Source organism: Acetobacter sp. (genome assembly GCF_022483985.1).
Lineage (GTDB): Bacteria > Pseudomonadota > Alphaproteobacteria > Acetobacterales > Acetobacteraceae > Acetobacter.
Genome location: NZ_JAKVME010000001.1, coordinates 2,549,523 through 2,575,525 on the forward strand (window position 1 = coordinate 2,549,523; position 26,003 = coordinate 2,575,525).

Below are 26,003 nucleotides of genomic sequence, written 5' to 3' on the forward strand. Positions count from 1 at the left end.
TCAATCCTCCACCTTCACCAGGTGGGCTACCTTGTTCAGCATACCCCGGATCGACGGAGTATCCTGCAACTCGCGTGTGCGACCGATCTTGTTAAGACCAAGACCGACCAACGTCGCCTGCTGTCCCGGCTTGCGTCCGTTACCGGACGCAACCTGCGTGATACGAACAGTTTTAGCTTCAGACATCTGCGCCCTCCGCAACCTGCTCGCGCTTGCCAAGAATGTCAGAGACCTTCTTGCCACGACGATTGGCAACCGCACGCGGGCTCGCACAACGCTCCAGCGCCGCGAACGTCGCCTTCACCATGTTATGCGGGTTACGCGTTCCAAGCGACTTGGCGACAACGTCGTTGATGCCAAGGCTCTCGAACACGGCGCGCATCGGACCACCTGCGATAATTCCCGTTCCGGCTTCCGCCGAACGAAGAACAACCTTACCAGCGCCGAAGTGACCAGCGACGTCATGATGCAGCGTACGGCCTTCCTTCATGGGAACGCGGATCATCCCGCGCTTCGCCTTTTCAGTAGCCTTACGGATCGCCTCGGGAACTTCACGAGCCTTGCCCGCTCCATATCCGACGCGACCTTTCTGATCACCCACGACAACCAGCGCCGCGAAAGCGAAGCGACGACCGCCCTTGACCACTTTCGCAACACGATTGATCGTCACGAGCTTGTCGATCAGATCATCGCCTTCGCGATCCTGACGCTGCTCGCGGTCGCGACCACGACCGCCTTCTCTCGGTTCACGTGCCATTACGCGCCCCTCCTCAGAACGAGAGACCGCCCTCGCGGGCAGCCTCCGCGAGCGCCTTGATGCGCCCATGATAGATATAGGAGCCGCGATCGAACACGACCTGCGTCACACCGGCTGCAACCGCGCGCTGGGCAACAAGCTTGCCGATTGCCGATGCGGCATCCCGGTTTGCTCCAGTTACTCCACCCGTACGGAACTCTTTGTCCAGAGAAGATGCCGAAGCCAGCGTAAGGCCGGCGGCATCGTCGATCACCTGGGCATAGATGTTCTTGCCTGAACGGAACACCGACAGGCGCGGACGCCCGCCGGCCTTGCGGCGGAGCTGGAACCGAAGGCGCTTGCGCCGACGCTCCCGCAATTCCTGCTGAGTGCTCATTACTTCTTCTTGCCTTCCTTGCGACGAATGGTCTCGGTGTCATAACGCACGCCCTTGCCCTTGTAGGGCTCCGGCTTGCGAAAATTGCGGATATCGAGCGCAACCTGACCGACACGCTGCTTGTCAATGCCTTCAACGACCACGGCTGTCGGACGCGGCGTCGTGATTTTGATCCCCTCAGGAATCGGATACACGACGTCATGAGAGTAGCCGAGGTTCATGACAAGATTGGATCCCTGCACAGCAGCACGGAAACCCGTTCCTGTAATCTCCAGTGTTTTCGAATAGCCTTCGGAAACACCCTTGACCATGGAGGCGACGAGCGAACGCGTCGTGCCCCACATCATCCGGGCCTGGGCCAGAGAACCAAGAGGCTTGACCGCAACCTTACCCTCGTCGACCGTCGTCTCCACCAGGGGAGACAACGGAAGCTTAAGCTCGCCGAGTTTGCCTTTAGCCGTCAGAATGCCAGCATTGATGCTGACAGTTACTCCGGCAGGAACCTCAACGGGATATTTGCCTACGCGTGACATCTATCCCTCCTCAGAATACGCGGCAGAGAACTTCGCCGCCAACATTGGCGGCGCGAGCCTCTGCATCGGAGAGAACACCACGGGGAGTCGAAAGGATCGACACACCAAGGCCAGCATAGACGCGCGGCAGTTCCTTGATCTTGGAATAGACGCGGCGTCCGGGACGCGACACGCGGTGAATCTCCTTGATCACCGGCTCGCCTTCCGAATATTTCAGCTCGATGCGAATCTGGGAAATACCCTTACGGATTTCCTCAACTGCAAAGCCACGGATGTAGCCTTCACGCTTCAGAGCTTCAAGCACACTGGCACGCAGCCGTGACGCCGGAGCAACACACGCGGCATGACGGGCACGCTGTGCGTTACGGATACGGGTGAGCATATCACCCAAGGGATCAGAAAGTGACATTGCCGCCCCTTACCAGCTTGCCTTGACCACGCCCGGGATCTGGCCACTCGAAGCCAGGTCACGCAGCGCAATACGGCACAGCTCAAACTTACGGTAATTACCGCGCGAACGGCCTGTCAGCTTGCAGCGCAGACGCACGCGAACGCGGGAACCATTCCGGGGAAGCTCTGAAAGCTTGAGGGAAGCCTCAAAGCGATCTTCCATGGGAAGGGTGCGATCCATCACGATATTTTTAAGCGCCAGACGTTTCGCTTTATCGCGCTGAGCCATATAGGCGCGCTTAGCGTTACGATTGACGGCGGAAATCTTGGCCATGCCTGATTTACCCTCCGGAACCTGCCGGACCATTCCAGCGGTTTTCCAAAACCTACATATACCTGACGCCAGAAAAATCCGGCATCAGGCTAAAACACCCCACGACTGTCTACAGCCGCAGGAAACGATCAAGCCGTATTGGCTCACCCCATAAAGGGAAGATCAAAAGCTTTCAAGAGCGCCTTTGCCTCGGCATCTGTCTTCGCTGTTGTCACGAAGATGATGTCCATGCCACGGACTTGGTCAACCTTGTCGTATTCGATCTCCGGGAAGATCAGCTGTTCTTTCAGCCCCAGAGCAAAGTTGCCGCGTCCGTCAAAGCCCTTGTTAGCCGGCAGACCACGGAAGTCACGGATGCGAGGCATCGCAATCGTCACGAGACGATCAAGAAACTCATACATCCGAGCACGACGCAGGGTCACCTTGCAGCCGATGGGAAGACCTTCACGAATCTTGAAGCCAGCGATGGCCTTCTTCGCCACTGTCTTGACCGGACGCTGACCAGCGATCAGCATCATCTCGTTCAGAGCAGCGTCAAGCTTCTTCTGATCGCCAGCGGCTTCGCCCACGCCCATGTTGAGAACGATCTTCTCAAGGCGGGGAACCTGCATCACATTCTTGTAGCCGAACTGCTCACGCAGCTTGCCAGCCAGCTCAGCTTCATATCGTGCCTTGAGGCGAGGGACGACGCGCGTATTTTCGGTAGCCATCAGTCCCTCCTCAGCCTTCGATCACTTCGCCGGTCGCCTTGGCGACGCGAACCTTGCGACCATCATCAAGAATACGGAAACCGACTTTCGTCGGCTTGCCGCTCTTCGGATCGATCAGCGCAAGGTTGGAAAGGTTCACCGGAGCCTCGCGCTCGATGATACCACCTTCCTCACCCATGCGTGTTGCGCGCTTGTGGCGCTTCGCAACCGCAACGCCACGGACAACGGCCTTGTTCTCAACCGGCAGAACCGAGAGAACTTCACCGCGGACGCCCTTGGAAGACCCTGTCGTCACAACGACGGTGTCACCCTTTTTGATACGAGCAGCCATTACAGCACCTCCGGCGCCAGCGAGATGATCTTCATGAACTTGCGCGCACGCAGTTCACGGACAACCGGGCCAAAGATACGCGTACCAATCGGCTCCTGCTGCTTGTTGATCAGCACAGCCGCGTTGCGGTCGAAGCGAATCGCACTGCCGTCTGCACGACGCACCGGGTAGGACGTCCGAACGATGACGGCCTGATGGACGTCACCCTTCTTCACCTTGCCACGGGGAATCGCTTCCTTGACGGAAACGACGATCACGTCGCCGACCGAGGCAGACTTCCGCTTGGAACCGCCCAGCACCTTGATGCACTGCACCTGACGTGCGCCTGAATTATCGGCGACCTCGAGGTTGGTCTCGGGATGGATCATTTACCTATATACCCCTGTTACGCAGCATTCCCGGACGCAACACCACCAACGACTTCGCCGTTGCGTGAAATGACCGTCCAGGTCTTGCGCTTGGAAATCGGCGTGCATTCTTCGATGCGAACCGCGTCTCCAATCTTGCATACGTTAAGTTCATCATGCGCCGCATACTTCTTAGAGCGACGAATGAACTTCTTATAAAGCGGGTGCATGATACGACGATCGACAAGAACGGTAATCGTCTTGTCCATCTTGTCGCTGGTCACACGCCCGCTGAGAATGCGCTTAGGCATTAGCCGCTCCCTCAGGAATTGGCCGCAGCACCAGCCGCGGCAGTCTTCTTCGCAGCCTGAGCTACGATCGTCTTGATACGGGCAATATCGCGGCGCACAACGCGCACGCGGCTTGCCCCTTCATTCTGACCGGTGGCCTGCTGGAACCGAAGATTGAACTGCTCGCGCTTCAGATCGAGAAGAAGCGCCTGCAACTCATCAACGGACTTCACACGCAGATCAGCCGGCTTTAGTGCCTTGCTCATCTTATGCCTCTCCGATTCGGGTCACGAACTTCGTCTTGATCGGAAGTTTCGCAGCACCAAGAGCGAGCGCTTCACGCGCCACTTCTGGTGGAACCCCCTCGATCTCGAACAGGATACGACCCGGTCTAACACGGGCCACCCAGTATTCCGGAGATCCCTTGCCGGAGCCCATACGCACTTCGGCAGGCTTTGTCGAGACCGGAAGATCCGGAAAGATACGAATCCACACGCGACCAGCACGCTTCATCGCACGGGTGATCGCACGACGGGACGCCTCGATCTGACGCGCCGTAATACGCTCAGGCTCAAGAGCCTTGAGACCGAACGCGCCGAAATTCAGCTGCGTGCCGCTCTTGGCCAAGCCATGAATGCGGCCCTTGTGGGCCTTGCGGAATTTAGTCCGCTTTGGAGAAAGCATTGTTCTCTATCCCTCAGCGCTGCGGCGCCTGCTCAGCGGCGCGACGATCCTGGGCCATCGGGTCCTGGGCAAGGATCTCACCTTTGAAGATCCAAACCTTCACACCGCAGGTGCCATAGGTCGTTTTCGCTGTTGCAGTTCCATAATCAATGTCGGCGCGAAGCGTGTGCAGCGGCACACGGCCTTCACGATACCACTCGATACGGGCGATTTCAGCACCACCAAGACGACCGGAGCAGTTGATCCGGATGCCCTGTGCGCCGAGACGCATGGCCGACTGAACTGCACGCTTCATCGCGCGACGGAACGCCACACGACGCTCCAGCTGCTGGGCAATGTTCTCAGCCACCAGTGTCGCATCGATTTCCGGCTTGCGGATTTCGACAATGTTCAGCGCGACTTCCGTGCCAGCCATCTTCGTCAGCTCCTTGCGGAGCGCGTCGATGTCCTGACCCTTCTTGCCGATGACAACACCCGGACGTGCAGCATAGATCGTCACACGCGGCTTCTTCGCCGGACGCTCGATGACGACACGGGAAACACCCGCGCCAGCCAGCTTGCGACGCAGGAAAGCGCGCAGTTTCAGATCCGCATGCAGCAGCCGGGAATAGTCGCCATCCGCATACCAGCGGCTGTCCCAGGTGCGGTTGATACCGAGCCGAAGCCCGATCGGATTGACTTTATGTCCCATCGTCAGGCCGCCTTCTCTTCCGTCTTTGCCTCAGGCTCGGGCGCACGCTCGGCCACGACAATCTTCAGGTGACTGAAGAATTTCTCGACGCGAGCGGAACGACCACGGCCACGCGCATGGAAGCGGCGCATCACGATCGACTTGCCCACATCGGCTGTCTTCACAAACAGCTGGTCAACGTCCAGCTGATGATTGTTCTCGGCGTTCGCAATCGCGCTCTCGAGTGTCTTCTTCACGTCCTGAGCGATACGACGCTTGGAGAACGTGAGAGTCGCCACAGCCTGAGCAGCCGGCTTGTTGCGGATCAGACCGGCAACAAGACCAAGCTTGCGGGGGCTCACGCGGATATTCCGCGTGATTGCCTGTGCTTCGTTCTCAGCCAGAACGCGAGGATGCTTGGATTTGCTCATCTCAGCCTCGCTTCGACTTCTTGTCCGCACCGTGACCATGGAAGGTACGGGTCGGAGAGAATTCGCCAAACTTGTGGCCAACCATGTTCTCGGTCACCTGAACCGGAAGGAACTTGTGACCGTTATAAACACCAAACGTCAGACCAACGAACTGCGGAAGGATCGTGGAACGACGTGACCAGATCTTGATCACCTCGTTACGACCCGACGCGCGGGACGCCTCGGCCTTGTTCAGCAGATACCCGTCTACGAACGGGCCTTTCCAGACGGAACGTGCCATCTCTTATTGCCCCTTACTTGCCGGTCTTCCGGCGACGGATGATCAGACTGTCCGTACGCTTGTTGACCCGTGTCTTGTAACCCTTGGTCGGCTTGCCCCACGGCGTAACCGGATGACGACCGCCCGAGGTCCGGCCTTCACCACCACCATGCGGATGGTCGACCGGGTTCATGACAACACCACGGTTATGGGGACGGCGGCCAAGCCAGCGCATACGGCCAGCCTTGCCCATGTGCTGGTTCATGTTGTCCGGATTGGACACTGCACCAACCGTGGCAAAGCATTCACCGCGAACAACGCGGAGTTCGCCTGACTGCAGACGAATCTGGGCGTAGCCAGAGTCCTTGCCGACCAGCTGTGCGTAGGTGCCTGCCGAGCGAGCCATCTTGCCGCCAGCGCCCTGCTTCAGCTCGATGTTGTGCACGATCGTTCCGACGGGGATCGAAGCCAGCGGCATAGCATTGCCCGGCTTGATATCAACGCGGGCACCCGCGATGACCTGATCACCAACCTTCAGACGCTGCGGAGCCAGAATGTAAGCCAGCTCGCCGTCTTCGTACTTGATCAGCGCGATGAACGCGGTGCGGTTCGGGTCATATTCCAGACGCTCAACGGTGCCCAGCACGTCCAGCTTGCGACGCTTGAAGTCGACATAGCGATAGGACTGCTTGTGCCCGCCGCCACGAAAACGCGACGTTGTGCGACCGTGATTGTTACGACCACCGGACTTGTTCTTGCCTTCGGTAAGCTGCTTGACCGGCTTGCCCTTCCACAGGTCAGCCCGGTCCACCAGCACCGTGCCACGAAGGCTCGGCGTGACGGGATTAAAGTGCTTCAATGCCATGTGTGGATACCCCGCGTCACGCCAGCTTGGCGGTCAGGTCAATGGACTGACCCTCCGCCAGCTGCACGAACGCCTTCTTGATATCGGAGCGCTGTCCGGGACGACCCTTGAAACGCTTCGTCTTGCCCTTCTGAACCAGCGTGCAAACGCTGACAACCTTGACGCCGAAGAGTGTCTCGACCGCAACCTTGATCTCAGGCTTTGTAGCTGAGATGGCGACCTTGAAGGCCACCTGGTTCTTCTCGGACATCGCCGTCGCCTTTTCGGTGATCAGCGGCGCACGGACGATGTCATAGAGCGCTTCGCGCGACATCTTTTCCGCCTTTTTGCGGATCGCAAGCACGTTTGTCATGCCAGCCGCTCCTTGAGGCCTTCAACGCCAGCGCGAGTGATCGCAAGGACGTCATGGTTGAGAATGTCGTAGACGTTCGCACCGATGGTCGGCAGGACGTCGATCTTCGGCAGGTTGCGGGCCGCACGAACGAAGCCTTCGTTCACTGTGCCGTCAACGATCAGAGCCGAGGTCAGACCGAGAGCCTTCAGCTTTACAGCCAGCTCAGCCGTCTTGGTCACGCCATCCGCTGCGTCGAGAACGATCAGCTTGCCGTCTTTCGCCTTCTGGGAAAGAGCGGAAATCAGACCGAGGCGACGCACCTTCTTGGGAAGGTCATAGCCATGATCACGAACGACCGGACCATGAACCGCACCACCGGTACGATACTGCGGCGCACGCAGCGAGCCCTGACGTGCCGAGCCGGTGCCTTTCTGGCGAAACGGCTTCTTCGTCGTACCCGAAACTTCGCCCATGCCCTTCACCTTGTGGGTGCCGGCGCGGCGTTTCGCCAGCTGCCAGTGAACCACACGCGCCATGATATCGGCACGCGGTGCAACAGCGAAAATCTCGTCCGGAAGCGTAGCTGTGCCAGCGCTGCCGTTATCGAGGGTTTTGATATCGAGTTCCATCGTCCTCAGCCCTCCGCCGTCGCAATGGCTGCCGGATACGGCGCCTCTGCATGACGGGCCTTCTTGATCGCGTCACGGACCATGACCAGTCCGTTCTTCGCGCCCGGGATGGAACCACGAATCATGACCAGATTCTTTTCCGGATCGACCGCAGCCACTTCCAGGTTCAGTGTCGTCACGCGCTCGTCACCGAGATGACCAGCCATCTTCTTGTTCTTGAAGGTCTTGCCGGGATCCTGACGGTTACCGGTAGAACCATGTGAACGGTGAGAGATGGACACGCCGTGAGAAGCTTCGAGACCGGCGAAGTTCCAGCGCTTCATCGCACCGGCAAACCCCTTACCCTTGCTCGTGCCGGTGACATCCACCTTCTGACCGACCACAAAGTGGGAGGCGAGGAGACTGGCACCCGGCTCGAGAACGGCGTCGGCAGCAACGCGGAATTCGCGCACGGCCTTCTTCGGCTCGACCTTCACGCGGGCATAATGGCCGCGGTTCGGCTTCGTGACATTCTTCACCTTGGCTTTGCCCAGACCGAGCTGCACGGCGGTATAACCGTCACGCTCCTCGGTGCGGACATCAACCACCTGCACATCATCGAGATGCAGGACAGTGACGGGCACATGTGTGCCATCTTCCTTAAACAGCCGGGTCATACCCAGCTTTCTTGCGATCAATCCGGTACGCATCGTCTGGACCTTAGAGTTTGATCTCGACATCAACGCCAGCGGCGAGGTCGAGCTTCATGAGGGCGTCCACGGTCTGCGGGGTCGGCTCGACAATGTCGAGCAGCCTGCGGTGAGTCCGAATTTCGAACTGTTCGCGGCTTTTCTTATCCACGTGGGGTGAGCGGTTCACGGTAAACCGTTCGATATGCGTCGGCAGCGGGATAGGACCCCGAACCCGCGCACCCGTACGCTTCGCCGTGTTGACGATCTCTTTCGTGCTGTTGTCGAGCACGCGATGATCGTACGCCTTTAGGCGAATGCGGATGTTCTGGTTGTCCATCGTCTTGTTTCAGTCCAACTTTCTAATCCGGCCAGGGTCTGCCCGGGATATCCCACCGCCAAGTAAGACCCCGGCCGGATCGCTCCGACCGGGGGCACTCAGTTCAGGGCCCGCCCAATTAAGGGCTATGGGGCACCTGCCCCGTCTTACTCAGTGATCGAAGCGACCACGCCTGCGCCAACCGTGCGGCCACCTTCGCGGATAGCGAAACGGAGACCTTCATCCATGGCGATCGGAGCAATCAGCTCGACATCCATAGCGATGTTGTCGCCCGGCATGACCATTTCCGTACCTTCCGGCAGGTGGACAACACCGGTAACGTCCGTCGTACGGAAGTAGAACTGCGGACGGTAGTTCGTGAAGAACGGCGTGTGACGGCCACCCTCTTCCTTCGTGAGGATGTAAGCCTCAGCCTTGAACTTCTTGTGCGGCGTGATGGAGCCCGGCTTGGCCAGAACCTGACCACGCTCGACATCCTCACGCTTCGTGCCACGCAGCAGAGCGCCGATGTTGTCGCCAGCCTCACCACGATCAAGCAACTTGCGGAACATTTCAACGCCCGTAACAGTCGTCTTGGTCGTCGGACGGATGCCAACGATTTCAACTTCGTCACCTGTGTTGACAACGCCACGCTCGACACGACCCGTGACGACCGTGCCACGACCGGAGATCGAGAACACGTCTTCGATCGGCATCAGGAACGGACGGTCAACCGGACGCTCCGGCTGCGGGATGTAGGAGTCAACAGCGTCCATCAGATCCTTGACGCGGTTTTCGCCAATTTCCGGATCGCCATCTTCCAGTGTGACAAGAGCAGAACCCTTTACCACAGGAATATCGTCGCCCGGGAACTGATAGGAAGAAAGCAGCTCGCGCACTTCCATCTCGACCAGCTCAAGCAGCTCCGGATCATCAACCTGATCAACCTTGTTCAGGAACACGACCAGAGCCGGAACGCCAACCTGACGGGCAAGCAGGATGTGCTCACGGGTCTGCGGCATCGGGCCGTCAGCAGCGGACACAACCAGAATCGCGCCGTCCATCTGGGCAGCACCGGTGATCATGTTCTTCACATAGTCAGCGTGACCAGGGCAGTCGACGTGAGCGTAGTGACGGGCTGCCGTCTCGTACTCGACGTGAGCCGTGGAGATGGTGATGCCACGAGCGCGCTCTTCAGGAGCGGCGTCGATCTGGTCATACGCCTTAAACTCGGCGCCACCGGTCTTTGCCAGCGTCTTGGTGATTGCAGCCGTGAGCGACGTCTTGCCATGGTCAACGTGACCAATGGTGCCGATATTACAATGCGGCTTATTACGCTCGAATTTAGCCTTTGCCATCGTTTCTCTCCGTTACCCGCCATCAGACGGGATGCGGTTGTTAGCAATTTCCGCTGCGGCACCCAACCCGGGACACCGCAACACACATAAAAAAAGCGTCGATTACCAGCGGTAGTGACTGAAAGCCTTGTTGGCTTCAGCCATACGGTGCGTATCTTCGCGCTTCTTGACCGCAGCGCCACGATTGTTCACGGCGTCCATCAGCTCGTTCGAAAGACGATCCTGCATCGTGCTTTCACCGCGCTTGCGCGACGCATCAATCAGCCAGCGAATCGCCAGAGCCTGACGACGGTCAGCACGCACTTCAACGGGCACCTGATACGTTGCACCGCCGACGCGACGCGAACGAACCTCTACAGCAGGCTTCACGTTATCCAGCGCAGCATGGAACATGGCGACAGGATCAGCGGAAGCACCACCACGACGATGCAGAACATCGAGAGCACCGTAGACGATGCCTTCTGCAGTGGACTTCTTACCATCATACATCAGCGCATTCATGAAGCGCGTAATGACGATGTCTCCAAATTTCGGATCCGGAAGGATCTCACGCTTTACAGCGCGGTGACGGCGACTCATGCCTCGATATTCCCTTACTTAGGACGCTTAGCGCCATAGAGCGAACGACGCTGACGGCGCTTTGCGATACCCTGGGTATCAAGCACACCGCGGAGGATGTGGTAACGGACACCCGGAAGATCCTTCACACGACCACCACGGATCAGGACGACGCTATGCTCCTGAAGGTTGTGACCTTCACCCGGAATGTAGCTCACCACTTCATGGCCGTTCGTCAGACGCACTTTCGCGACCTTACGGAGCGCGGAGTTCGGCTTTTTTGGAGTGGTCGTATAAACGCGAGTGCAAACGCCGCGCTTCTGCGGGCAGCCCTGAAGGGCCGGCACCTTGTTGCGCTTTGCCGCAGGCTCGCGCCCCTTGGCGATCAGCTGGTTGATGGTCGGCATGCGCCTTTCCCGATCCTTACACAGTTCGGCCGGCGAACCCTCACTTCGGTTGCCGACTGTCATCCAAAATCACTTCCCGGACACAACATCCGGAAAGCCTATGTTTACATCCGGCCTTGATACGCTCTCAGAGAACGCATGGAACCGCATGTTTTAATTGCCTTGACAACAACCTGCCCGGACAGTGAGCCGGAATGCATGAAGCTGAGGGGGCGGAACCTAGGCCCCGAGGCCATACGAGTCAAGAAAACTCGCACGATTCGGGTCAGTTTCCCAATCTGCTGACACTAACATTCCGCTGGAACCGGCCTTTTGGCGTCGTTACGCAACGAATTGCGCGCCTCATAACCCGAAATTTCATGCTTGACCAGAGAAAACGGCCCACGTCACGGAGAAAAGAGTCCACGGAGCGTGCGCTGGATGATCCCGTCACAAAAAGAAAGGCCGGGACAAAGCCCGGCCTCTCCATGATCACAGCAGGTCAAGGTTGCCGATTACTCGGCAGCCTCATTTCCATGCTCAAGACGCTGCCGATCCTGACGCGCCGCGACAGCCCGCAGCTTGTTCATCACACTGCCTGTTCCCGCCGGGATCAGACGACCGACAATGACGTTCTCTTTCAGACCGTTCAGCGTGTCCACCTTGCCGGCCGTAGCCGCCTCGGTGAGAACGCGCGTGGTCTCCTGGAAGGAGGCCGCCGAGATGAAGGACTGGGTCTGCAACGACGCCTTCGTGATACCCTGAAGCACCGGCATCGCGACCGCCGGGCGATCTCCAGCGTTGAGACGCTTGGTATTCTCCGCCTCGAATTCGATACGGTCCACCGTCTCGCCGATCAGGAAGGTCGTGTCGCCCGGTTCCAGAACCTCGACCTTCTGCAGCATCTGGCGAACGATCACCTCGATATGCTTGTCGTTGATCTTCACGCCCTGCAGTCGATACACGTCCTGAATCTCGTTCACGAGATAGTCGGACAGAGCTTCGACGCCCATGACCTTGAGAATGTCATGCGGGACGCGCGGACCATCGACCAGCGGATCGCCCTTCTGGACAAAGTCGCCTTCCTGAACGGAAACGTGCTTGCCCTTCGGCACCAGATATTCCGTCTCTTCACCTGTCTCATCGTTCTTCACGATGACACGGCGCTTCGACTTGTAGTCCTTGCCGAATTCCACGCGACCTTCGTTCTCGGCGATGATGGCGTGGTCTTTCGGACGGCGGGCCTCGAACAGTTCAGCCACACGCGGCAGACCACCGGTAATGTCACGCGTCTTCGAGCCTTCACGCGGAATACGCGCCAGCACGTCACCCGCATGGACCTGAGCGCCGTTCTCAACGGAGAGCAGCGAGTCCGGCGACAGGAAGTAACGCGCATCGTTGCCGTTATCGAGCTTGATGACGTTGTTGTTGCTGTCCTTCAGTTGCAGACGCGGACGCAGGTCGACACCTTTGGAAGCTTGCTTGTAATCCACGACCACTTTCGAAGTCAGGCCCGTCACTTCGTCCATACGCTCGACGAGCGTGATGGACTCGATCAGGTCGAGATATTCGACCGTGCCCGCCTTCTCCGTGATGATCGGCAGGGTGTACGGGTCCCACTCGGCCATCTTCTGGTTACGGGTGACGGCCTGACCGTCCTCCACCAGAAGTCGCGCACCGTAAGGCACACGATAGCGCGCACGCTCCGTGCCATTCTCGTCCGCAAGGATGATTTCACAGTTACGGGCCATGACGATCGGCACGTTCTGCGAGTTCTGCACCACGTTGCGGTTGCGGATCGTCACCTTGCCGTCACGGGACGCTTCGACCATCGACTGCTCGGCGCCACGCTGGGCCGCGCCACCAATATGGAAGGTACGCATCGTCAACTGCGTGCCGGGCTCACCGATGGACTGGGCGGCGATAACACCGACAGCCTCACCGATATTGACCGGCGTGCCGCGGGCGAGGTCACGACCATAGCAATGACCGCAGACACCAACGCGGCTGTCACAGGTCAGAACCGAACGGATGAGAACGGTCTCGACAGCGGACTTCTCGATGATTTCGGCGTCAGCCTCCTCAACGAGACGGTTGCGCTTGAAGACAATCTCACCCGTGGTCGGGTTGATGACATCAGCAGCCAGTGTACGACCAAGGATTCGCTCGGAAAGCGAGGAGACAACCTCACCACCATCCATCACGGCGCGAATGGTCAGGCCACGCTCGGTACCGCAATCGTTCTCGACGATGATGCAGTCCTGCGCCACGTCGACTAGACGACGCGTCAGATAACCCGAGTTGGCTGTCTTGAGCGCGGTATCGGCCAGCCCCTTACGGGCGCCGTGAGTCGAGGTGAAGTAATCGAGAACCGACAGGCCTTCCTTGAAGTTGGCGATGATCGGCTGTTCGATGATCTCGCCCGACGGCTTGGCCATCAGACCACGCATACCGGCAAGCTGCTTCATCTGCGCTGGCGACCCACGCGCGCCGGAGTGGCTCATCATCCAGACCGAGTTGATCGGCTTGCCGATCTCGGCCTTCGACAGCTCCTTGGTCATCGCAGCCTGCACTTCGTCCGTGCAGCGAGACCAGGCGTCAACCACCTTGTTGTAGCGCTCGCCAGCCGTGATCAGACCGTCCTGATACTGCTGCTCGAACTCCTTGACCTCGGCGGAGGTACGATCGACCAGTTCCTTCTTTTCGTGCGGGATGATCATGTCATCCTTACCGAAGGAGATACCGGCTCTCGCAGCATGACGGAAACCAAGCGACATCATGCGGTCACAGAAGATCACCGCCTCTTTCTGACCGCAGTGACGGTAGACCGCGTCGATCACGTCGGACACGTTCTTCTTGGTCAACTGCTTGTTGATCAGGGAGAACGGCACCGAGCTGCTCTTCGGCAGAATCTGTGCGATCAGAACGCGCCCCGGCGTCGTGACGACCGTCTCGGCATAGGTCTTCCCACCTTCGCCGGTCATCTCAAGACGCATGCGAATCTTGTCGTGAAGCTTCAGAGCGCCTGTCGACAGGGCATATTCGACTTCATTGATCGACCCGAAAGACGATGCGCCCTTCTTCGTCAGTTCACCGGTCTTGTCGTCATATTCATTACGATCAGGCGTCGCGCCGAATTCCGGTGTCTCAAGGCTGAGATAGTAGAGACCCAGAACGATATCCTGCGACGGCACGATGATCGGCTTGCCGTTCGCAGGGCTGAGGATGTTATTGGTCGACATCATCAGCACGCGCGCTTCAAGCTGGGCTTCAAGCGACAGCGGCACGTGAACGGCCATCTGATCGCCGTCGAAGTCGGCGTTGAACGCGGTGCAGACCAGCGGATGAAGCTGGATGGCCTTGCCCTCGACAAGGATCGGCTCGAACGCCTGAATGCCGAGACGATGCAGCGTCGGTGCGCGGTTCAGCATCACGGGATGCTCGCGGATCACCTCTTCAAGGATATCCCAGACTTCCGGACGCTCCTTTTCCACCATGCGCTTCGCAGCCTTGATGGTGGTGGCGTGACCGTATTTCTCAAGCTTGGAGTAGATGAACGGCTTGAACAGCTCCAGCGCCATCTTCTTGGGAAGACCGCACTGATGCAGCTTCAGCTCGGGTCCAACCACGATGACCGAACGACCGGAATAATCGACGCGCTTGCCGAGCAGGTTCTGACGGAAACGTCCCTGTTTGCCTTTCAGCATGTCGGACAGCGACTTCAGCGGGCGCTTGTTGGCACCCGTGATCGCACGTCCACGACGGCCGTTGTCGAACAGGGCGTCCACGGACTCCTGCAACATGCGCTTTTCGTTACGGACGATGATGTCCGGCGCACGCAGCTCCATGAGCCGCTTCAGACGGTTGTTACGGTTGATGACGCGACGATACAGATCGTTCAGATCGGATGTCGCGAAACGACCGCCATCCAGAGGCACCAGTGGGCGCAGCTCGGGCGGAATCACTGGCACGATGTCCAGAATCATCCATTCCGGCTTGCAGCCGCTCTCGGCGAACGCCTCGATCAGCTTCAGACGCTTGACCAGCTTCTTGCGCTTGGCCTCGGACGTCGTCTCCTTCAGTTCCTGACGGAGCTTGACCTTCTCGGCGTCGCAGTCGATGCGCTCAAGCAGCTTCTTGATCGCTTCCGCGCCAATGCCGACTTCAATGCCGTCTTCCGCGTGCTCATCAAGCACGTCGAGATACTGCTCTTCGGTCAGAAGGCTGAACTGCTTCAACGGAGACGTGCCGGGCTCCAGAACCAGATAGCTCTCGAAATAGAGAACCTTTTCCAGATCTTTCAGCGTCATGTCGACCATCAGGCCGATGCGGCTCGGAAGCGACTTCAGGAACCAGATATGCGCGACCGGGCTGGCAAGCTGGATGTGACCCATCCGCTCGCGCCGCACTTTCGCCAGCGTGACTTCAACGCCGCACTTCTCGCAGACAATGCCGCGAAACTTCATGCGCTTGTACTTGCCGCACAGGCACTCGTAGTCCTTGATGGGTCCAAAGATACGCGCGCAGAACAGACCATCACGTTCCGGCTTGAACGTACGATAGTTGATCGTCTCCGGCTTCTTGATCTCGCCAAACGACCAGGAACGGATCTGCTCGCTTGATGCGAGCTGAATCTTGATCTGATCGAAGGTGGCTGCCTGACCGGACTGGCCAAGGATTTTCATGAGTTCATTCATGCGCCGAAAACCTCCAGGACGGGTTTCACGCGGCCGCGCTCCGCGTCACGCCGGGCGCTCTGCCCCGCGCTCCGTTTTATTGAAAACAGGTCGGCGTCGAGGGACCACAGCCCCTCGACAAAATTAACAGGAAAATCAGTCACCACCGTTTTCCAGATCGACATTCAGACCCAGCGACTTCAGTTCCTTGATAAGAACGTTGAAGCTCTCCGGAATACCGGCTTCGAAGTCGTCCTGCTCACGAACGATGGATTCGTAAACCTTGGTACGACCGGAGACGTCATCGGACTTGACCGTGAGCATTTCCTGCAACGTGTAGGCTGCGCCATACGCCTCAAGCGCCCAGACCTCCATCTCACCGAAGCGCTGACCACCAAACTGCGCCTTACCACCCAGCGGCTGCTGCGTGACGAGCGAGTATGGGCCGATCGAGCGGGCATGAATCTTGTCGTCGACAAGGTGATGCAGCTTGAGCATGTAGATGTAACCGACCGTCGTCTTACGCTCGAACAGTTCGCCTGTGCGACCGTCGATAAGCTGGGACTGACCGGACCGGTCGACACCCGCCTTTTCAAGCATGTTCTCGATATCAGGGATCGAGGCGCCATCGAAGACCGGCGTTGCAATCGGCACGCCCTTACGCAGATTGTTCGCCAGCTCAACAAGCTGATCATGGGACATCTCGGCGATATCGGTCTTGAAGACCTCATCGCCGTAAACGTCTTTCAGTTCATCAAGAAGGACCTGCTTCTTTTCACCATCACGCTGATACTCATCGACCATGCCACCGATGCGCTTGCCGATATTGGCGCACGCCCAGCCCAGATGGGTCTCAAGAATCTGTCCGACGTTCATTCGTGACGGCACGCCGAGCGGATTCAGCACGATGTCGACCGAGGTGCCATCCTCAAGGAACGGCATGTCCTCAACCGGCACCACGCGGGACACGACACCCTTATTACCGTGACGACCAGCCATTTTGTCACCCGGCTGAAGCTTGCGCTTCACGGCGACGAAGACCTTGACCATCTTCATCACGCCCGGCGGCAGTTCATCACCGCGCTGGAGCTTCTCGACCTTACTGTCGAAGCGAGCCTGAATCTTCTGGATAGCCGCATCGAATTCACGACGCAGGGTTTCCAGCTCGGCCGTGACAGAGTCGGAGGCGACGCTGACGTTGCGCCATGCGCCACGCGGAATCTCGGTCAGAACTTCTTCCGTGATCGGCGTGCCGGACTTCAGACCTTTGAAACCCGTCCCTGCCGTCTCACCGATGAGACGCTCACGCAGACGGTTGTAGAAGGAACGCTCCTGAATGGCGCGCTCGTCATCACGATCCTTCGCCAGACGCTCGATCTCGGCGCGCTCGATGGCCATCGCACGCTCGTCCTTGTCGACGCCGCGACGGGAGAAGACGCGCACGTCAACGATCGTACCGGTCGTGCCGGGCGGCAGACGCAGGGACGTGTCACGAACGTCGGAAGCCTTTTCACCGAAGATGGCGCGAAGGAGCTTCTCCTCCGGTGTCATCGGGCTCTCGCCCTTCGGCGTGACCTTGCCGATCAGAATGTCACCCGGGTTCACCTCGGCGCCGACATACACGATGCCTGCCTCGTCGAGGTTGCGAAGGGCTTCCTCACCGACATTCGGGATGTCACGGGTGATTTCTTCCTGACCGAGCTTCGTGTCACGCGCCATGACTTCGAATTCCTCGATATGGATCGAGGTGAAGACGTCGTCACGGGCGATACGCTCGGAAATCAGGATGGAATCTTCGAAGTTGTAACCGTTCCATGGCATGAACGCGACGAGCACGTTACGGCCCAGAGCCAGTTCACCCAGTTCCGTGGACGGACCGTCAGCGATGATGTCACCGGCAGCAACCTGATCACCCACGCGGACCAGCGGACGCTGATTGATGCAGGTGGACTGGTTGGAACGGGAATATTTCCGCAGACGATAGGTATCAACACCCTGCGTCGCACCGCTTTCGTCCGTGACGCGCACCACGATACGGGCGCCGTCGATCTGATCGACAACACCGCCACGGCGGGCGACGATGGTTGCACCCGAGTCATGGGCAACAGCAGCTTCCATGCCCGTTCCGACCAGCGGCGCATCAGAGCGCACCAGCGGAACAGCCTGACGCTGCATGTTCGATCCCATGAGCGCGCGGTTGGCGTCATCGTTCTCAAGGAATGGAATCAGCGCCGCAGCCACGGAGACAAGCTGCTTCGGAGAAACGTCACAGGCGGTCACATCGGTCGGAAGCACCTGACGGAAGTCACCGTTCCTGCGGACCGAAACCAGCTCGCCGGTCAGAGTGCCGTCCTTGTCCTGCTTGGCGTCAGCCTGAGCAACGACCAGACGTTCCTCTTCCATGGCGGAGAGATATTTCCAGCCGTCCTGAAGCTTGCCGTCCTTGACGAGACGATAAGGGGTCTCGATGAAGCCGTACTTGTTCACCTTGGCGTAGGTCGCCAGCGAGTTGATCAGACCGATGTTCGGACCTTCCGGCGTCTCAATCGGGCAGATACGGCCATAGTGAGTCGGATGAACGTCACGGACTTCGAAGCCTGCGCGCTCACGGGTCAGACCGCCCGGGCCAAGCGCCGAAAGACGACGCTTGTGCGTGACTTCCGAAAGCGGGTTGGTCTGGTCCATGAACTGCGAGAGCTGTGAGGAGCCGAAGAACTCGCGCACGGCAGCAGCAGCAGGTTTCGCGTTGATCAGGTCATGCGGCATAACCGTGTCGATATCGACGGAGCCCATACGCTCGCGGATGGCGCGCTCCATGCGGAGCAGGCCGATACGATACTGATTCTCCATCAGTTCGCCGACGGAGCGGACACGACGGTTGCCGAGGTTGTCGATGTCGTCGATCTGACCGCGGCCATCCTTCAGGTCGCACATGACCTTCATCGTGCGAAGAATGTCTTCCTTACGGAGCACACGCACCGTGTCAGGGCACTCAAGGCCCAGACGCATGTTCATCTTCACACGACCAACGGACGACAGGTCGTAACGGTCCGGATCAAAGAACAGGCTGCGGAACATCGCTTCCGCTGTTTCAGCGGTCGGCGGCTCGCCCGGACGCATGACACGATAGATGTCGATCAGCGCTTCATCACGGGAGTTGTTCTTGTCCACCGTCATGGTGTTGCGGACCCAGGGACCATTGGCCTGATCAACCGCAAGGGTCGGCAGTTCCGTGATTCCCGCTTCTTCCAGCGCCAGCAGACGGGCTTCGGTCAGCTCTTCGCCGCCCTCGCCATAAATCTCTCCCGTGTTCGGGTTCACGATGTCATGGGCGATGAAACGTCCGAGCAGGTCCGCTTCCGTGACCAGCACTTCTTTCGTCGTTTCCGCGATCTTGCGGACAGCGCGGGCGGTCAGCTTCGTGTCGGCTTCCGCAACGACTTCGCCGCTATCCGCGTCGATCAGGTCGGACAGAAGCTTCTGCCCTTTGAAAGCTTCCGGATCAAAGGCACGAGCCCAGCCTTTGGCGGACTTCTGGAAAACCACCTTAGCATAGAAGTAGCCAAGGATTTCATCAGAATCCATCCCACGGATGTCCATGGAAGCGACGTCGCCGCCCTCTTCCGCCTTCTGCTTGCGCGCCGCCTCGGAATTGGCTCCTTCAAGCGCATAAAGCAGGGTCGTGGCCGGCAGCTTGCGCTTACGGTCGATGCGGACATAGATCAGATCTTTGGCATCGAATTCGAAATCGAGCCAGGAACCGCGATACGGGATGACACGGGCCGAAAAGAGGTACTTGCCCGAGGAATGGGTCTTGCCCTTGTCGTGATCGAAGAAGACACCCGGCGAACGGTGCATCTGGCTGACGATCACACGCTCGGTGCCGTTGACGATAAAGGTGCCGTTATCGGTCATCAGGGGCATGTCGCCCATGTAAACCGGCTGCTCCTTGATATCGCGGATCGAGCGGGAGCCCGTATCCTCATCAACGTCCCAGACGATCAGACGGAGAATGACCTTCAGCGGGGCGGCATAGGTCAGGCCACGCTGGATGCACTCTTCAACGTCATATTTCGGATCTTCAAATTCGTACTGAACGAATTCGAGACGGCCACGCCCTGCGAAATCGTTGATCGGAAAAACGGAACGGAATACTTCCTGAAGCCCCGTCTGCGTCCGCGCGTCAGGCGATACGTTCGCCTGAAGAAATGCCTCATAGGAGGCGCGCTGGACATCGATGAGGTTAGGCATCGGCGCAACTTCGGGAATCCGCCCGAAACTTTTGCGGATCCTCTTACGCCCCGTGAACGATTTGGTGATTGCGTTCATGTCTATCCTGCCTCGTCCCTGCCGTCGGACCATCCGGCCACCCCGCCCCGACAGGGGAGGAGGGCAGCCAGACGGTCCGGCCTTAATGCACACTTCACACGACCAACGCCCAAATCCGGCGCAATCGTCCGATCCGTGAACCGCCGTAGCAATTTACCCTTACAGGGTGTCACTACAGACGAACAGGCGGAGACCACAAGCAGCCTCCGCCCATAACCAGCTCAAACAGTGGCGGCACGCAAAGGCGCCGCCAGAAGATTGAGATAATTATTTAATCTCAACCTTGGCGCCGTTCTCTTCAAGAACCTTCTTGATCTTCTCGGCTTCGTCCTTGCTTGCACCTTCCTTGACGGTCTTCGGAGCGCCTTCGACGAGGTCCTTGGCTTCCTTCAGACCCAGACCGGTGATCGTGCGGATTTCCTTGATCACGTTGATCTTCTTGTCGCCTGCGCTGGCAAGGATCACGTCAAATTCGGTCTTCTCTTCAACCGGAGCGGCGGCAGCGCCCGGAGCGGCAGCGGCAACAGCAACCGGAGCAGCGGCGGAAACGCCCCACTTCTCTTCAAGGAGCTTGGACAGCTCAGCAGCTTCGAGAACTGTAAGGACGGAAAGCTCGTCAACAAGCTTGTTCAGATCGGCCATGATATGGTCTTCCTAATATAGATACTGATTCAGGATGCACAACCCGAAAGAAACGGGTCATGCGCATTTTCTCTCTCCCCTTGCGGGGAGACGCATCAGGCTGCGTCCGCCTCGCCCGTCTTGGCATAGGCACCAAAGACCCGAGCCAGCTGGCCTGCCGGCGCCTGGAGAACACCCGCGATACGCGTAGCCGGCGTGGAGATAAGCCCCACGAGCTGCGCACGAAGCGTGTCCAGCGACGGCAGCTCGGCCAGCGCCTTGACCCCGTTGACGTCAAGCGTCTGGGCTCCAAGGGCGCCACCAAGCACCACCAGTTTCTCATTGGTCTTGGCGAACTCGACGATCACCTTCGCCACCGCAACAGGATCAGCCGACCACGACAAGGCGGTCGGCCCCTTCAGCAATGGCGCAATGCCGTCGAATCGGGTCCCATCCAGGGCGAGAGTGGCCAGCCGGTTCTTCGCGACCTTGTAAGTCGCTCCCGCTGCACGCACCTTGCGACGCAGGTCAGTCACATCAGCGACTGTCAGCCCGTCATTACGGGTGACAACCACCATGGACGTCTCTGCGAACACGGCAGCGAGCGAGGCGACAAATTCGCGCTTCTCCGTACGGTTCACTTCCCGTCTCCGTGTTAGCCCACCCCCTCAGGGAGAATGGGCCGGTTACCCAAGGACCGTCAGCAGAGCTGACAATCCGGTTCGCCTGTCCATGTCACGATACGCACGGCGAGCAGACCGAAATCCACAAACCAGCACCCTCGTCTCCCGGTCGCGCCACCAAGGGCATTAAGGCTCAGAGCCACATCCGGTCTTGGACAGGATCAGGTGACGCGAGAGCGTCACCCTGGAAAGCCGGAAAGCAGAACTTTCCGGCAGTCATTCTTGATGTCAGCCGCCGAAAGCGGAGACTTCGACACCCACACCCGGACCCATGGTCGAGGAAAGAGCCACCTTCTTCAGGTAGGTTCCCTTCGCACCGGTCGGACGCGCCTTCTGAACGGCATCCACGAAAGCGCGGATGTTTTCAGCCAGCTTGTCGGTATCGAAAGAAGCCTTGCCGATACCGGCATGGATGATACCGGCCTTCTCGGCGCGATATTCGACCTGACCGGACTTGGCGGCTTCGACGGCGCCCTTAACGTCCATGGTCACCGTGCCGAGCTTCGGGTTCGGCATCAGGCCGCGCGGGCCGAGCACCTTACCGAGACGACCGACGAGGCCCATCATGTCCGGGGTCGCAATGCAGCGGTCGAAGTTGATTTCGCCAGCCTGCACCTTCTCCATCAGATCTTCCGCACCGACGACGTCAGCACCGGCTGCGAGGGCTTCCTCAGCCTTCGCGCCACGAGCGAACACGCCAACGCGCAGGGTCTTGCCCGTGCCGTTCGGCAGGGAGAGCAGGCCACGAACCATCTGGTCAGCATGACGTGGATCGATGCCGAGGTTCAGGGAAATCTCGACCGTCTCGTCGAACTTTGCCTTCGCATTGTTCTTTACGAGAGCGAGAGCCTCGTCGAGGGCATACAGCTTCGTGCTGTCAACGGTCGCGCGGGCGGCGGTCAGACGCTTGTTCTTTGCCATGATCTCAGCCCTCCACAACCTGCAGGCCCATTGAGCGGGCGGAACCAACCAGCATGCGGACGGCGCCGTCGATGTCGTTGGCGTTCATGTCTTTCTGCTTCTCTGCGGCGATCTCGCGCAGCTGCGCCATCGTCACCTTGCCGACAGCGGCGGACTTGCCAACAGTCTGACTTCCCTTGGAGACCTTGGCGGCCTTCAGCAGGAAGTAGGTGTTCGGCGGCGTCTTGGTGATGAAGCTGAACGTACGGTCGGCATACGCGGTGATGACCACCGGGATCGGCATGCCGGGCTCAAGGGTCTGCGTCTTGGCGTTGAACGCCTTGCAGAATTCCATGATGTTCAGGCCGCGCTGACCAAGAGCGGGACCAACCGGCGGAGACGGATTCGCCTTGCCTGCCGGAATCTGAAGCTTGATGTAGCCAACGATTTTTTTGGCCATATCCGGGACTCCTTTATATTGAACCCGAACCGCGGTTCTGGCGAATCTCCACCACGCACAGGGCGCACGGACGACTCTCCCGCGTTTCGCAAGAGCCGGGGCCATACGCCTGCTTCCCCTCCCCGTCAAGTATGCGTGAAAGAGAATCGACGATCTGGTGACACAACAAGTTACATCCGCCCCGCCGCCATGATAGGGGAACTTCATGTCACGACGTCCGGATATCGGCGCGCGCCGCCCTCTTCCTCCTCCCCCCGACAGGAAATCCCTTCGGGAAGCGGCGCTCGCTCATCTGGGACGGTTCGCCGCGACGGAAAGAAGCCTCACCCTCGTCCTTGAGCGCCGGGTGACACGATGGGGACGCAGGGCTGTCGAGGACGGACAGGAATCATCCGCCGTCGCAGACACCGTGAACAGTCGCCTGCCACTGGCGGCAGCCATCGCGAAGGAGATGGTCACGCTGGGCGCCGTCAACGATCACGACTTCGCCAGATCCCGCGCCGCCCGCCTCACCCGTAGCGGTCGCTCACGACGGGCCGTGCAGGCGCAGCTCTCCGCCAGAGGCATCGATTCCCCGACCACCGAACAGGCGCTCGATGAAACGCTGGGTCAGGATGAGATGGCCCGTGACGCGGAAATTGCAGCAGCACTTATCTTTGCGCGCAAACGCAGGGCCGGTCCTTTTCAACACGCAGAGCAGCCCGACGACGCGCACGACGATGCCGATGAGAATCACGCCGGAAAAAAGGCCCGTCTTTACGGTGCGTTCGCCCTCGCAGGCTTTTCCCGCGACGTTACGGACAGGGCGCTCGGGATGGACGCCGAAGAAGCCGAATCCCGTATCCTGACCCTGAAAGCCAGCCTGTAATGTCTGCCGCCGACCGTCCGCTCTTTTTCCGCAACCACCTTCTCCGGAAAACTCTCTGCTGTCTGCCTGCCCTGCTGCTCGCCGGATGCGGCGGTGGTGGCACTGGCAGAAGCTGGCAGGGAAGCCTTCAATGCGCCCCCTGGGCACGGGAGCACTCATCCATCGCCCTGCGGGGGGCGGCGGCGTCCTGGTGGCGCAGCGCCGACGGACAATATGTCCGTGGCCCCCGCCCCGCACCGGGAGCCGTGCTTGTCTTCCGTTCGTCCTCCCGCCTTCCGGACGGCCATGTTTCAGTCGTCCGCTCCATCAGGGGCACCCGCGCCATTCTTGTCGATCAGGCCAACTGGAATCCGGGGCGGGTCGATCATGACGTCCCCGTGGTCGATGTCTCTCCGCGCAATGACTGGACGCGCGTGCGGGTGTGGTGGAGCCCCACCGGCAGCATGGGCCGCACGGTCTATCCCACATACGGTTTCATTCTTCCCGGACGACCCGGCGGGTGGATTTCGTAAGGAAATAGACACGAAAACCCCATTGGCTTTCCGGCCCGGGGGTGTGTAATAACGACGCCAACATCCGCACAGGCGTTTCAGGCGGTTATTCTCCTGAAGTCCATGCAACACCAACTGAAACTACACCCGTCCGCGCCTGTCTCTCGCCCGGCGGTTTCTTCAGGTTGAGGAGTCGACACAATGGGTAGCTTCAGCATCTGGCACTGGCTGATCGTTCTGGCCGTGGTCCTGATCGTCTTCGGCGGCAGCGGCAAAATCAGCACGCTGATGGGCGATTTCGCCAAGGGCATCAAATCCTTCAAGAAAAATCTTGATGATGACGAGTCCATGGAACACCCGCCGTCAACGCCGGACGGACGCATCTCGCCGCCGCCCGCAAACGCTCCGAATTTCTCCACGGAACAGCAGCACACGACATCCGGCGGACCCGGCACGCACTGACGTCCGGTCACTCTGGACAGCGGGCCCGCTTCAGGGATTTTGCCATACGATGAGTTTCGCCACCGACACAGACACCCTCCTCCACGCAGCCCCCGAACCATCGGACAGCGCATGGGACAAGGCTGTCGAGCAGATCATCCATGCGGGCCGTCGTATGGACCAGCGCGGCTGGGTGCCTGCCACAGCAGGCAATCTCAGCGTCCGGCTGCCTGACGGGCGGATCGCCGTCACACGCTCCGGCGGCCACAAGGGCTTCCTGACCCGTCAGGGCGTCATCGAGGTCGGGCTGGATGGCGCTTCCATGCGTCCCGAAGACCGCCCCAGCGCCGAGACTCTCCTGCACTGCCAGATTTACGCACGGTTTCCCGATGCGGGCGCTGTCCTGCACGGACATTCCGTCGCATCGACAGTGCTCTCCATGACGACCGCTGGATCAAAGCTTTATCTGGCTGACTACGAAGTCCTGAAAGTCTTCGAGGGCCAGACCACGCACGAGACGCGCCTCGCCGTGCCCGTCTTTCCGAACGATCAGGATATCGCGCGCCTTTCCCGGAGCGTGGCCCTGTCTCTTGACGACATGAAGGCCGGATACATCATTCGCGGTCATGGCGTGTATGTCTGGGGTCCCAACATGGACACCGCGCTCGCCCGGCTGGAGGGACTGGAGTTTCTTCTCGCCTGCGAACTGGAACAGGCGAAATTTCGCGCGACCGTTCAGGGAAGCGGATCATGAGCAGTCTCACGGTTTATGACGACGCCCGTCCCGGCCAGCCGGAATTTTCCAGCCATGACGCCGAGGCGATCGCCACCCGGCTGGCTCCCCTTAACGTGCGGTTTGAACGCTGGACGGATGTCGAGCCTCCCGCCCGCGGCGCGGATCAGGAAACCGTTCTGGGTGTCTACCGTCCCTATCTCGACAAGCTGATGGGCGAGACCGGCGCGGGTTCGGCTGACGTGATCAGCATTGACGTCAACACGCCGAACCGCGCGGCCCTGCGCGAGAAATTTCTGTCCGAGCATATCCATTCGGAAGATGAAGTGCGGTTTTTCGTGCATGGGCAGGGCCATTTCGTCCTGCATGTGGATGGCAGGGTGTATGACGTCGGCTGCACGCAGGGCGATCTGATTTCCGTGCCGACGGGGATTCCCCACTGGTTTGACGCCGGGGAAACGCCGGATGTCGTGGCGCTCCGCATCTTCACTCACAAGGAAGGGTGGATCGCGGACTATACCGGCGACGACATCGCTCTCCGCTTTCCCGCCCAGATCGCATAATCAGGCCGC

At 59.4% G+C, this 26,003-nt stretch carries 36 protein-coding genes; 5 read left to right on the forward strand and 31 right to left on the reverse strand.

The features are described 5' to 3' along the window. The 31 genes from rpmD to rplK all read right to left on the reverse strand — a co-directional run bounded on the left by rpmD (position 1) and on the right by rplK (position 22,898). Positions 1 to 186, reverse strand: coding sequence for a 50S ribosomal protein L30 (gene rpmD / locus LKE90_RS11285; RefSeq protein ID WP_291493432.1), 186 nt, complete (start codon positions 184 to 186; stop codon positions 1 to 3). Beyond that, positions 179 to 757 carry a 30S ribosomal protein S5 gene (gene rpsE / locus LKE90_RS11290; RefSeq protein ID WP_291493434.1) on the reverse strand — a complete coding sequence of 193 codons (579 nt, stop codon included), beginning with the start codon at positions 755 to 757 and terminating at the stop codon, positions 179 to 181. The genes rpmD and rpsE overlap by 8 nt, the downstream gene beginning before the upstream one ends. Before the next feature lie 13 nt (positions 758 to 770). Continuing rightward, positions 771 to 1,133, reverse strand: coding sequence for a 50S ribosomal protein L18 (rplR, locus tag LKE90_RS11295; RefSeq protein WP_077811591.1), 363 nt, complete (start codon positions 1,131 to 1,133; stop codon positions 771 to 773). Next, positions 1,133 to 1,666: a 50S ribosomal protein L6 gene (rplF, locus tag LKE90_RS11300; protein WP_077811590.1), complete on the reverse strand. Its 534-nt coding sequence runs from the start codon at positions 1,664 to 1,666 to the stop codon at positions 1,133 to 1,135. The genes rplR and rplF overlap by 1 nt, the downstream gene beginning before the upstream one ends. Before the next feature lie 10 nt (positions 1,667 to 1,676). Continuing rightward, a complete protein-coding gene (gene rpsH, locus LKE90_RS11305; protein ID WP_010666041.1) occupies positions 1,677 to 2,075 on the reverse strand; it encodes a 30S ribosomal protein S8 in 399 nt (132 codons plus the stop codon). A 9-nt stretch (positions 2,076 to 2,084) separates the two neighbouring features. Further along, positions 2,085 to 2,390, reverse strand: a complete 306-nt coding sequence (rpsN, locus tag LKE90_RS11310) for a 30S ribosomal protein S14 (protein WP_077811589.1) — start codon at positions 2,388 to 2,390, stop codon at positions 2,085 to 2,087. A 143-nt stretch (positions 2,391 to 2,533) separates the two neighbouring features. Continuing rightward, positions 2,534 to 3,100, reverse strand: coding sequence for a 50S ribosomal protein L5 (gene rplE, locus LKE90_RS11315; RefSeq protein WP_291493440.1), 567 nt, complete (start codon positions 3,098 to 3,100; stop codon positions 2,534 to 2,536). A gap of 10 nt (positions 3,101 to 3,110) precedes the next feature. Further along, complete coding sequence (gene rplX / locus LKE90_RS11320) at positions 3,111 to 3,431, reverse strand: 50S ribosomal protein L24 (protein WP_291493441.1); 321 nt, start codon at positions 3,429 to 3,431, stop codon at positions 3,111 to 3,113. Then, positions 3,431 to 3,799, reverse strand: coding sequence for a 50S ribosomal protein L14 (gene rplN / locus LKE90_RS11325; RefSeq protein WP_010666045.1), 369 nt, complete (start codon positions 3,797 to 3,799; stop codon positions 3,431 to 3,433). The genes rplX and rplN overlap by 1 nt, the downstream gene beginning before the upstream one ends. A gap of 17 nt (positions 3,800 to 3,816) precedes the next feature. Continuing rightward, the gene (gene rpsQ, locus LKE90_RS11330) at positions 3,817 to 4,089 is read right to left on the reverse strand and encodes a 30S ribosomal protein S17 (protein WP_077811588.1); all 273 of its coding nucleotides are present in this window, start codon (positions 4,087 to 4,089) and stop codon (positions 3,817 to 3,819) included. Between the two features lie 11 nt (positions 4,090 to 4,100). Next, on the reverse strand, positions 4,101 to 4,334 hold the full coding sequence (gene rpmC / locus LKE90_RS11335) for a 50S ribosomal protein L29 (RefSeq protein ID WP_010666047.1): 234 nt from the start codon (positions 4,332 to 4,334) through the stop codon (positions 4,101 to 4,103). 1 nt (position 4,335) lies between these two features. After that, complete coding sequence (rplP, locus tag LKE90_RS11340; RefSeq protein ID WP_010666048.1) at positions 4,336 to 4,752, reverse strand: 50S ribosomal protein L16; 417 nt, start codon at positions 4,750 to 4,752, stop codon at positions 4,336 to 4,338. A 13-nt stretch (positions 4,753 to 4,765) separates the two neighbouring features. Beyond that, complete coding sequence (gene rpsC / locus LKE90_RS11345) at positions 4,766 to 5,443, reverse strand: 30S ribosomal protein S3 (RefSeq protein ID WP_077811585.1); 678 nt, start codon at positions 5,441 to 5,443, stop codon at positions 4,766 to 4,768. 2 nt (positions 5,444 to 5,445) lie between these two features. Then, positions 5,446 to 5,853 carry a 50S ribosomal protein L22 gene (gene rplV, locus LKE90_RS11350; protein ID WP_077811584.1) on the reverse strand — a complete coding sequence of 136 codons (408 nt, stop codon included), beginning with the start codon at positions 5,851 to 5,853 and terminating at the stop codon, positions 5,446 to 5,448. 1 nt (position 5,854) lies between these two features. Continuing rightward, a complete protein-coding gene (gene rpsS / locus LKE90_RS11355; RefSeq protein WP_010666051.1) occupies positions 5,855 to 6,133 on the reverse strand; it encodes a 30S ribosomal protein S19 in 279 nt (92 codons plus the stop codon). A 13-nt stretch (positions 6,134 to 6,146) separates the two neighbouring features. Next, positions 6,147 to 6,977 carry a 50S ribosomal protein L2 gene (gene rplB, locus LKE90_RS11360; RefSeq protein WP_291493442.1) on the reverse strand — a complete coding sequence of 277 codons (831 nt, stop codon included), beginning with the start codon at positions 6,975 to 6,977 and terminating at the stop codon, positions 6,147 to 6,149. A gap of 16 nt (positions 6,978 to 6,993) precedes the next feature. Continuing rightward, positions 6,994 to 7,290 (reverse strand): 50S ribosomal protein L23, encoded by a 297-nt coding sequence (locus tag LKE90_RS11365; protein ID WP_291493548.1) that lies wholly within the window; start codon positions 7,288 to 7,290, stop codon positions 6,994 to 6,996. A gap of 35 nt (positions 7,291 to 7,325) precedes the next feature. Further along, a complete protein-coding gene (gene rplD / locus LKE90_RS11370) occupies positions 7,326 to 7,940 on the reverse strand; it encodes a 50S ribosomal protein L4 (RefSeq protein ID WP_291493444.1) in 615 nt (204 codons plus the stop codon). 5 nt (positions 7,941 to 7,945) lie between these two features. After that, positions 7,946 to 8,629: a 50S ribosomal protein L3 gene (gene rplC / locus LKE90_RS11375; RefSeq protein ID WP_291493445.1), complete on the reverse strand. Its 684-nt coding sequence runs from the start codon at positions 8,627 to 8,629 to the stop codon at positions 7,946 to 7,948. Positions 8,630 to 8,639: 10 nt separating this feature from the next. Then, positions 8,640 to 8,948, reverse strand: coding sequence for a 30S ribosomal protein S10 (gene rpsJ / locus LKE90_RS11380; protein ID WP_007282720.1), 309 nt, complete (start codon positions 8,946 to 8,948; stop codon positions 8,640 to 8,642). A 146-nt stretch (positions 8,949 to 9,094) separates the two neighbouring features. Then, positions 9,095 to 10,285 (reverse strand): elongation factor Tu, encoded by a 1,191-nt coding sequence (gene tuf, locus LKE90_RS11385; RefSeq protein WP_291493447.1) that lies wholly within the window; start codon positions 10,283 to 10,285, stop codon positions 9,095 to 9,097. Positions 10,286 to 10,387: 102 nt separating this feature from the next. After that, positions 10,388 to 10,864, reverse strand: a complete 477-nt coding sequence (gene rpsG, locus LKE90_RS11390) for a 30S ribosomal protein S7 (RefSeq protein WP_010666057.1) — start codon at positions 10,862 to 10,864, stop codon at positions 10,388 to 10,390. Between the two features lie 14 nt (positions 10,865 to 10,878). Further along, the gene (gene rpsL / locus LKE90_RS11395) at positions 10,879 to 11,250 is read right to left on the reverse strand and encodes a 30S ribosomal protein S12 (protein ID WP_010666058.1); all 372 of its coding nucleotides are present in this window, start codon (positions 11,248 to 11,250) and stop codon (positions 10,879 to 10,881) included. Between the two features lie 494 nt (positions 11,251 to 11,744). Beyond that, a complete protein-coding gene (gene rpoC, locus LKE90_RS11400; RefSeq protein ID WP_291493449.1) occupies positions 11,745 to 15,926 on the reverse strand; it encodes a DNA-directed RNA polymerase subunit beta' in 4,182 nt (1,393 codons plus the stop codon). Next, on the reverse strand, positions 15,923 to 16,069 hold the full coding sequence (locus tag LKE90_RS11405; RefSeq protein WP_291493451.1) for a hypothetical protein: 147 nt from the start codon (positions 16,067 to 16,069) through the stop codon (positions 15,923 to 15,925). Before LKE90_RS11405 ends, rpoC begins: the two co-directional genes overlap by 4 nt. Beyond that, positions 16,062 to 20,234: a DNA-directed RNA polymerase subunit beta gene (rpoB, locus tag LKE90_RS11410; protein ID WP_291493453.1), complete on the reverse strand. Its 4,173-nt coding sequence runs from the start codon at positions 20,232 to 20,234 to the stop codon at positions 16,062 to 16,064. Before rpoB ends, LKE90_RS11405 begins: the two co-directional genes overlap by 8 nt. Positions 20,235 to 20,501: 267 nt before the next feature. Further along, complete coding sequence (rplL, locus tag LKE90_RS11415; RefSeq protein WP_291493455.1) at positions 20,502 to 20,876, reverse strand: 50S ribosomal protein L7/L12; 375 nt, start codon at positions 20,874 to 20,876, stop codon at positions 20,502 to 20,504. 95 nt (positions 20,877 to 20,971) lie between these two features. After that, positions 20,972 to 21,496 (reverse strand): 50S ribosomal protein L10, encoded by a 525-nt coding sequence (rplJ, locus tag LKE90_RS11420; RefSeq protein ID WP_291493457.1) that lies wholly within the window; start codon positions 21,494 to 21,496, stop codon positions 20,972 to 20,974. A gap of 59 nt (positions 21,497 to 21,555) precedes the next feature. Further along, positions 21,556 to 21,681: a hypothetical protein gene (locus tag LKE90_RS11425; protein WP_291493459.1), complete on the reverse strand. Its 126-nt coding sequence runs from the start codon at positions 21,679 to 21,681 to the stop codon at positions 21,556 to 21,558. A gap of 85 nt (positions 21,682 to 21,766) precedes the next feature. Then, positions 21,767 to 22,459 (reverse strand): 50S ribosomal protein L1, encoded by a 693-nt coding sequence (gene rplA / locus LKE90_RS11430; RefSeq protein ID WP_291493461.1) that lies wholly within the window; start codon positions 22,457 to 22,459, stop codon positions 21,767 to 21,769. A gap of 4 nt (positions 22,460 to 22,463) precedes the next feature. Further along, a complete protein-coding gene (gene rplK, locus LKE90_RS11435; protein ID WP_291493463.1) occupies positions 22,464 to 22,898 on the reverse strand; it encodes a 50S ribosomal protein L11 in 435 nt (144 codons plus the stop codon). A 205-nt stretch (positions 22,899 to 23,103) separates the two neighbouring features. Here rplK and LKE90_RS11440 point away from each other — a divergent pair, with 205 nt between their 5' ends. From LKE90_RS11440 to LKE90_RS11460, 5 genes are all read left to right on the forward strand, one after another. Next, the gene (locus LKE90_RS11440) at positions 23,104 to 23,766 is read left to right on the forward strand and encodes a RecX family transcriptional regulator (RefSeq protein WP_291493465.1); all 663 of its coding nucleotides are present in this window, start codon (positions 23,104 to 23,106) and stop codon (positions 23,764 to 23,766) included. After that, positions 23,766 to 24,278: a CHAP domain-containing protein gene (locus LKE90_RS11445; protein ID WP_291493467.1), complete on the forward strand. Its 513-nt coding sequence runs from the start codon at positions 23,766 to 23,768 to the stop codon at positions 24,276 to 24,278. The genes LKE90_RS11440 and LKE90_RS11445 overlap by 1 nt, the downstream gene beginning before the upstream one ends. A 180-nt stretch (positions 24,279 to 24,458) precedes the next feature. Next, on the forward strand, positions 24,459 to 24,719 hold the full coding sequence (locus tag LKE90_RS11450) for a twin-arginine translocase TatA/TatE family subunit (RefSeq protein ID WP_291493469.1): 261 nt from the start codon (positions 24,459 to 24,461) through the stop codon (positions 24,717 to 24,719). A gap of 49 nt (positions 24,720 to 24,768) precedes the next feature. Continuing rightward, the gene (locus LKE90_RS11455) at positions 24,769 to 25,452 is read left to right on the forward strand and encodes a methylthioribulose 1-phosphate dehydratase (RefSeq protein ID WP_291493471.1); all 684 of its coding nucleotides are present in this window, start codon (positions 24,769 to 24,771) and stop codon (positions 25,450 to 25,452) included. Continuing rightward, entirely contained in the window at positions 25,449 to 25,994 is a 546-nt protein-coding gene (locus LKE90_RS11460; RefSeq protein ID WP_291493473.1) for a 1,2-dihydroxy-3-keto-5-methylthiopentene dioxygenase, read from the forward strand. The genes LKE90_RS11455 and LKE90_RS11460 overlap by 4 nt, the downstream gene beginning before the upstream one ends. The last annotated feature ends 9 nt before the right edge of the window (positions 25,995 to 26,003 follow it).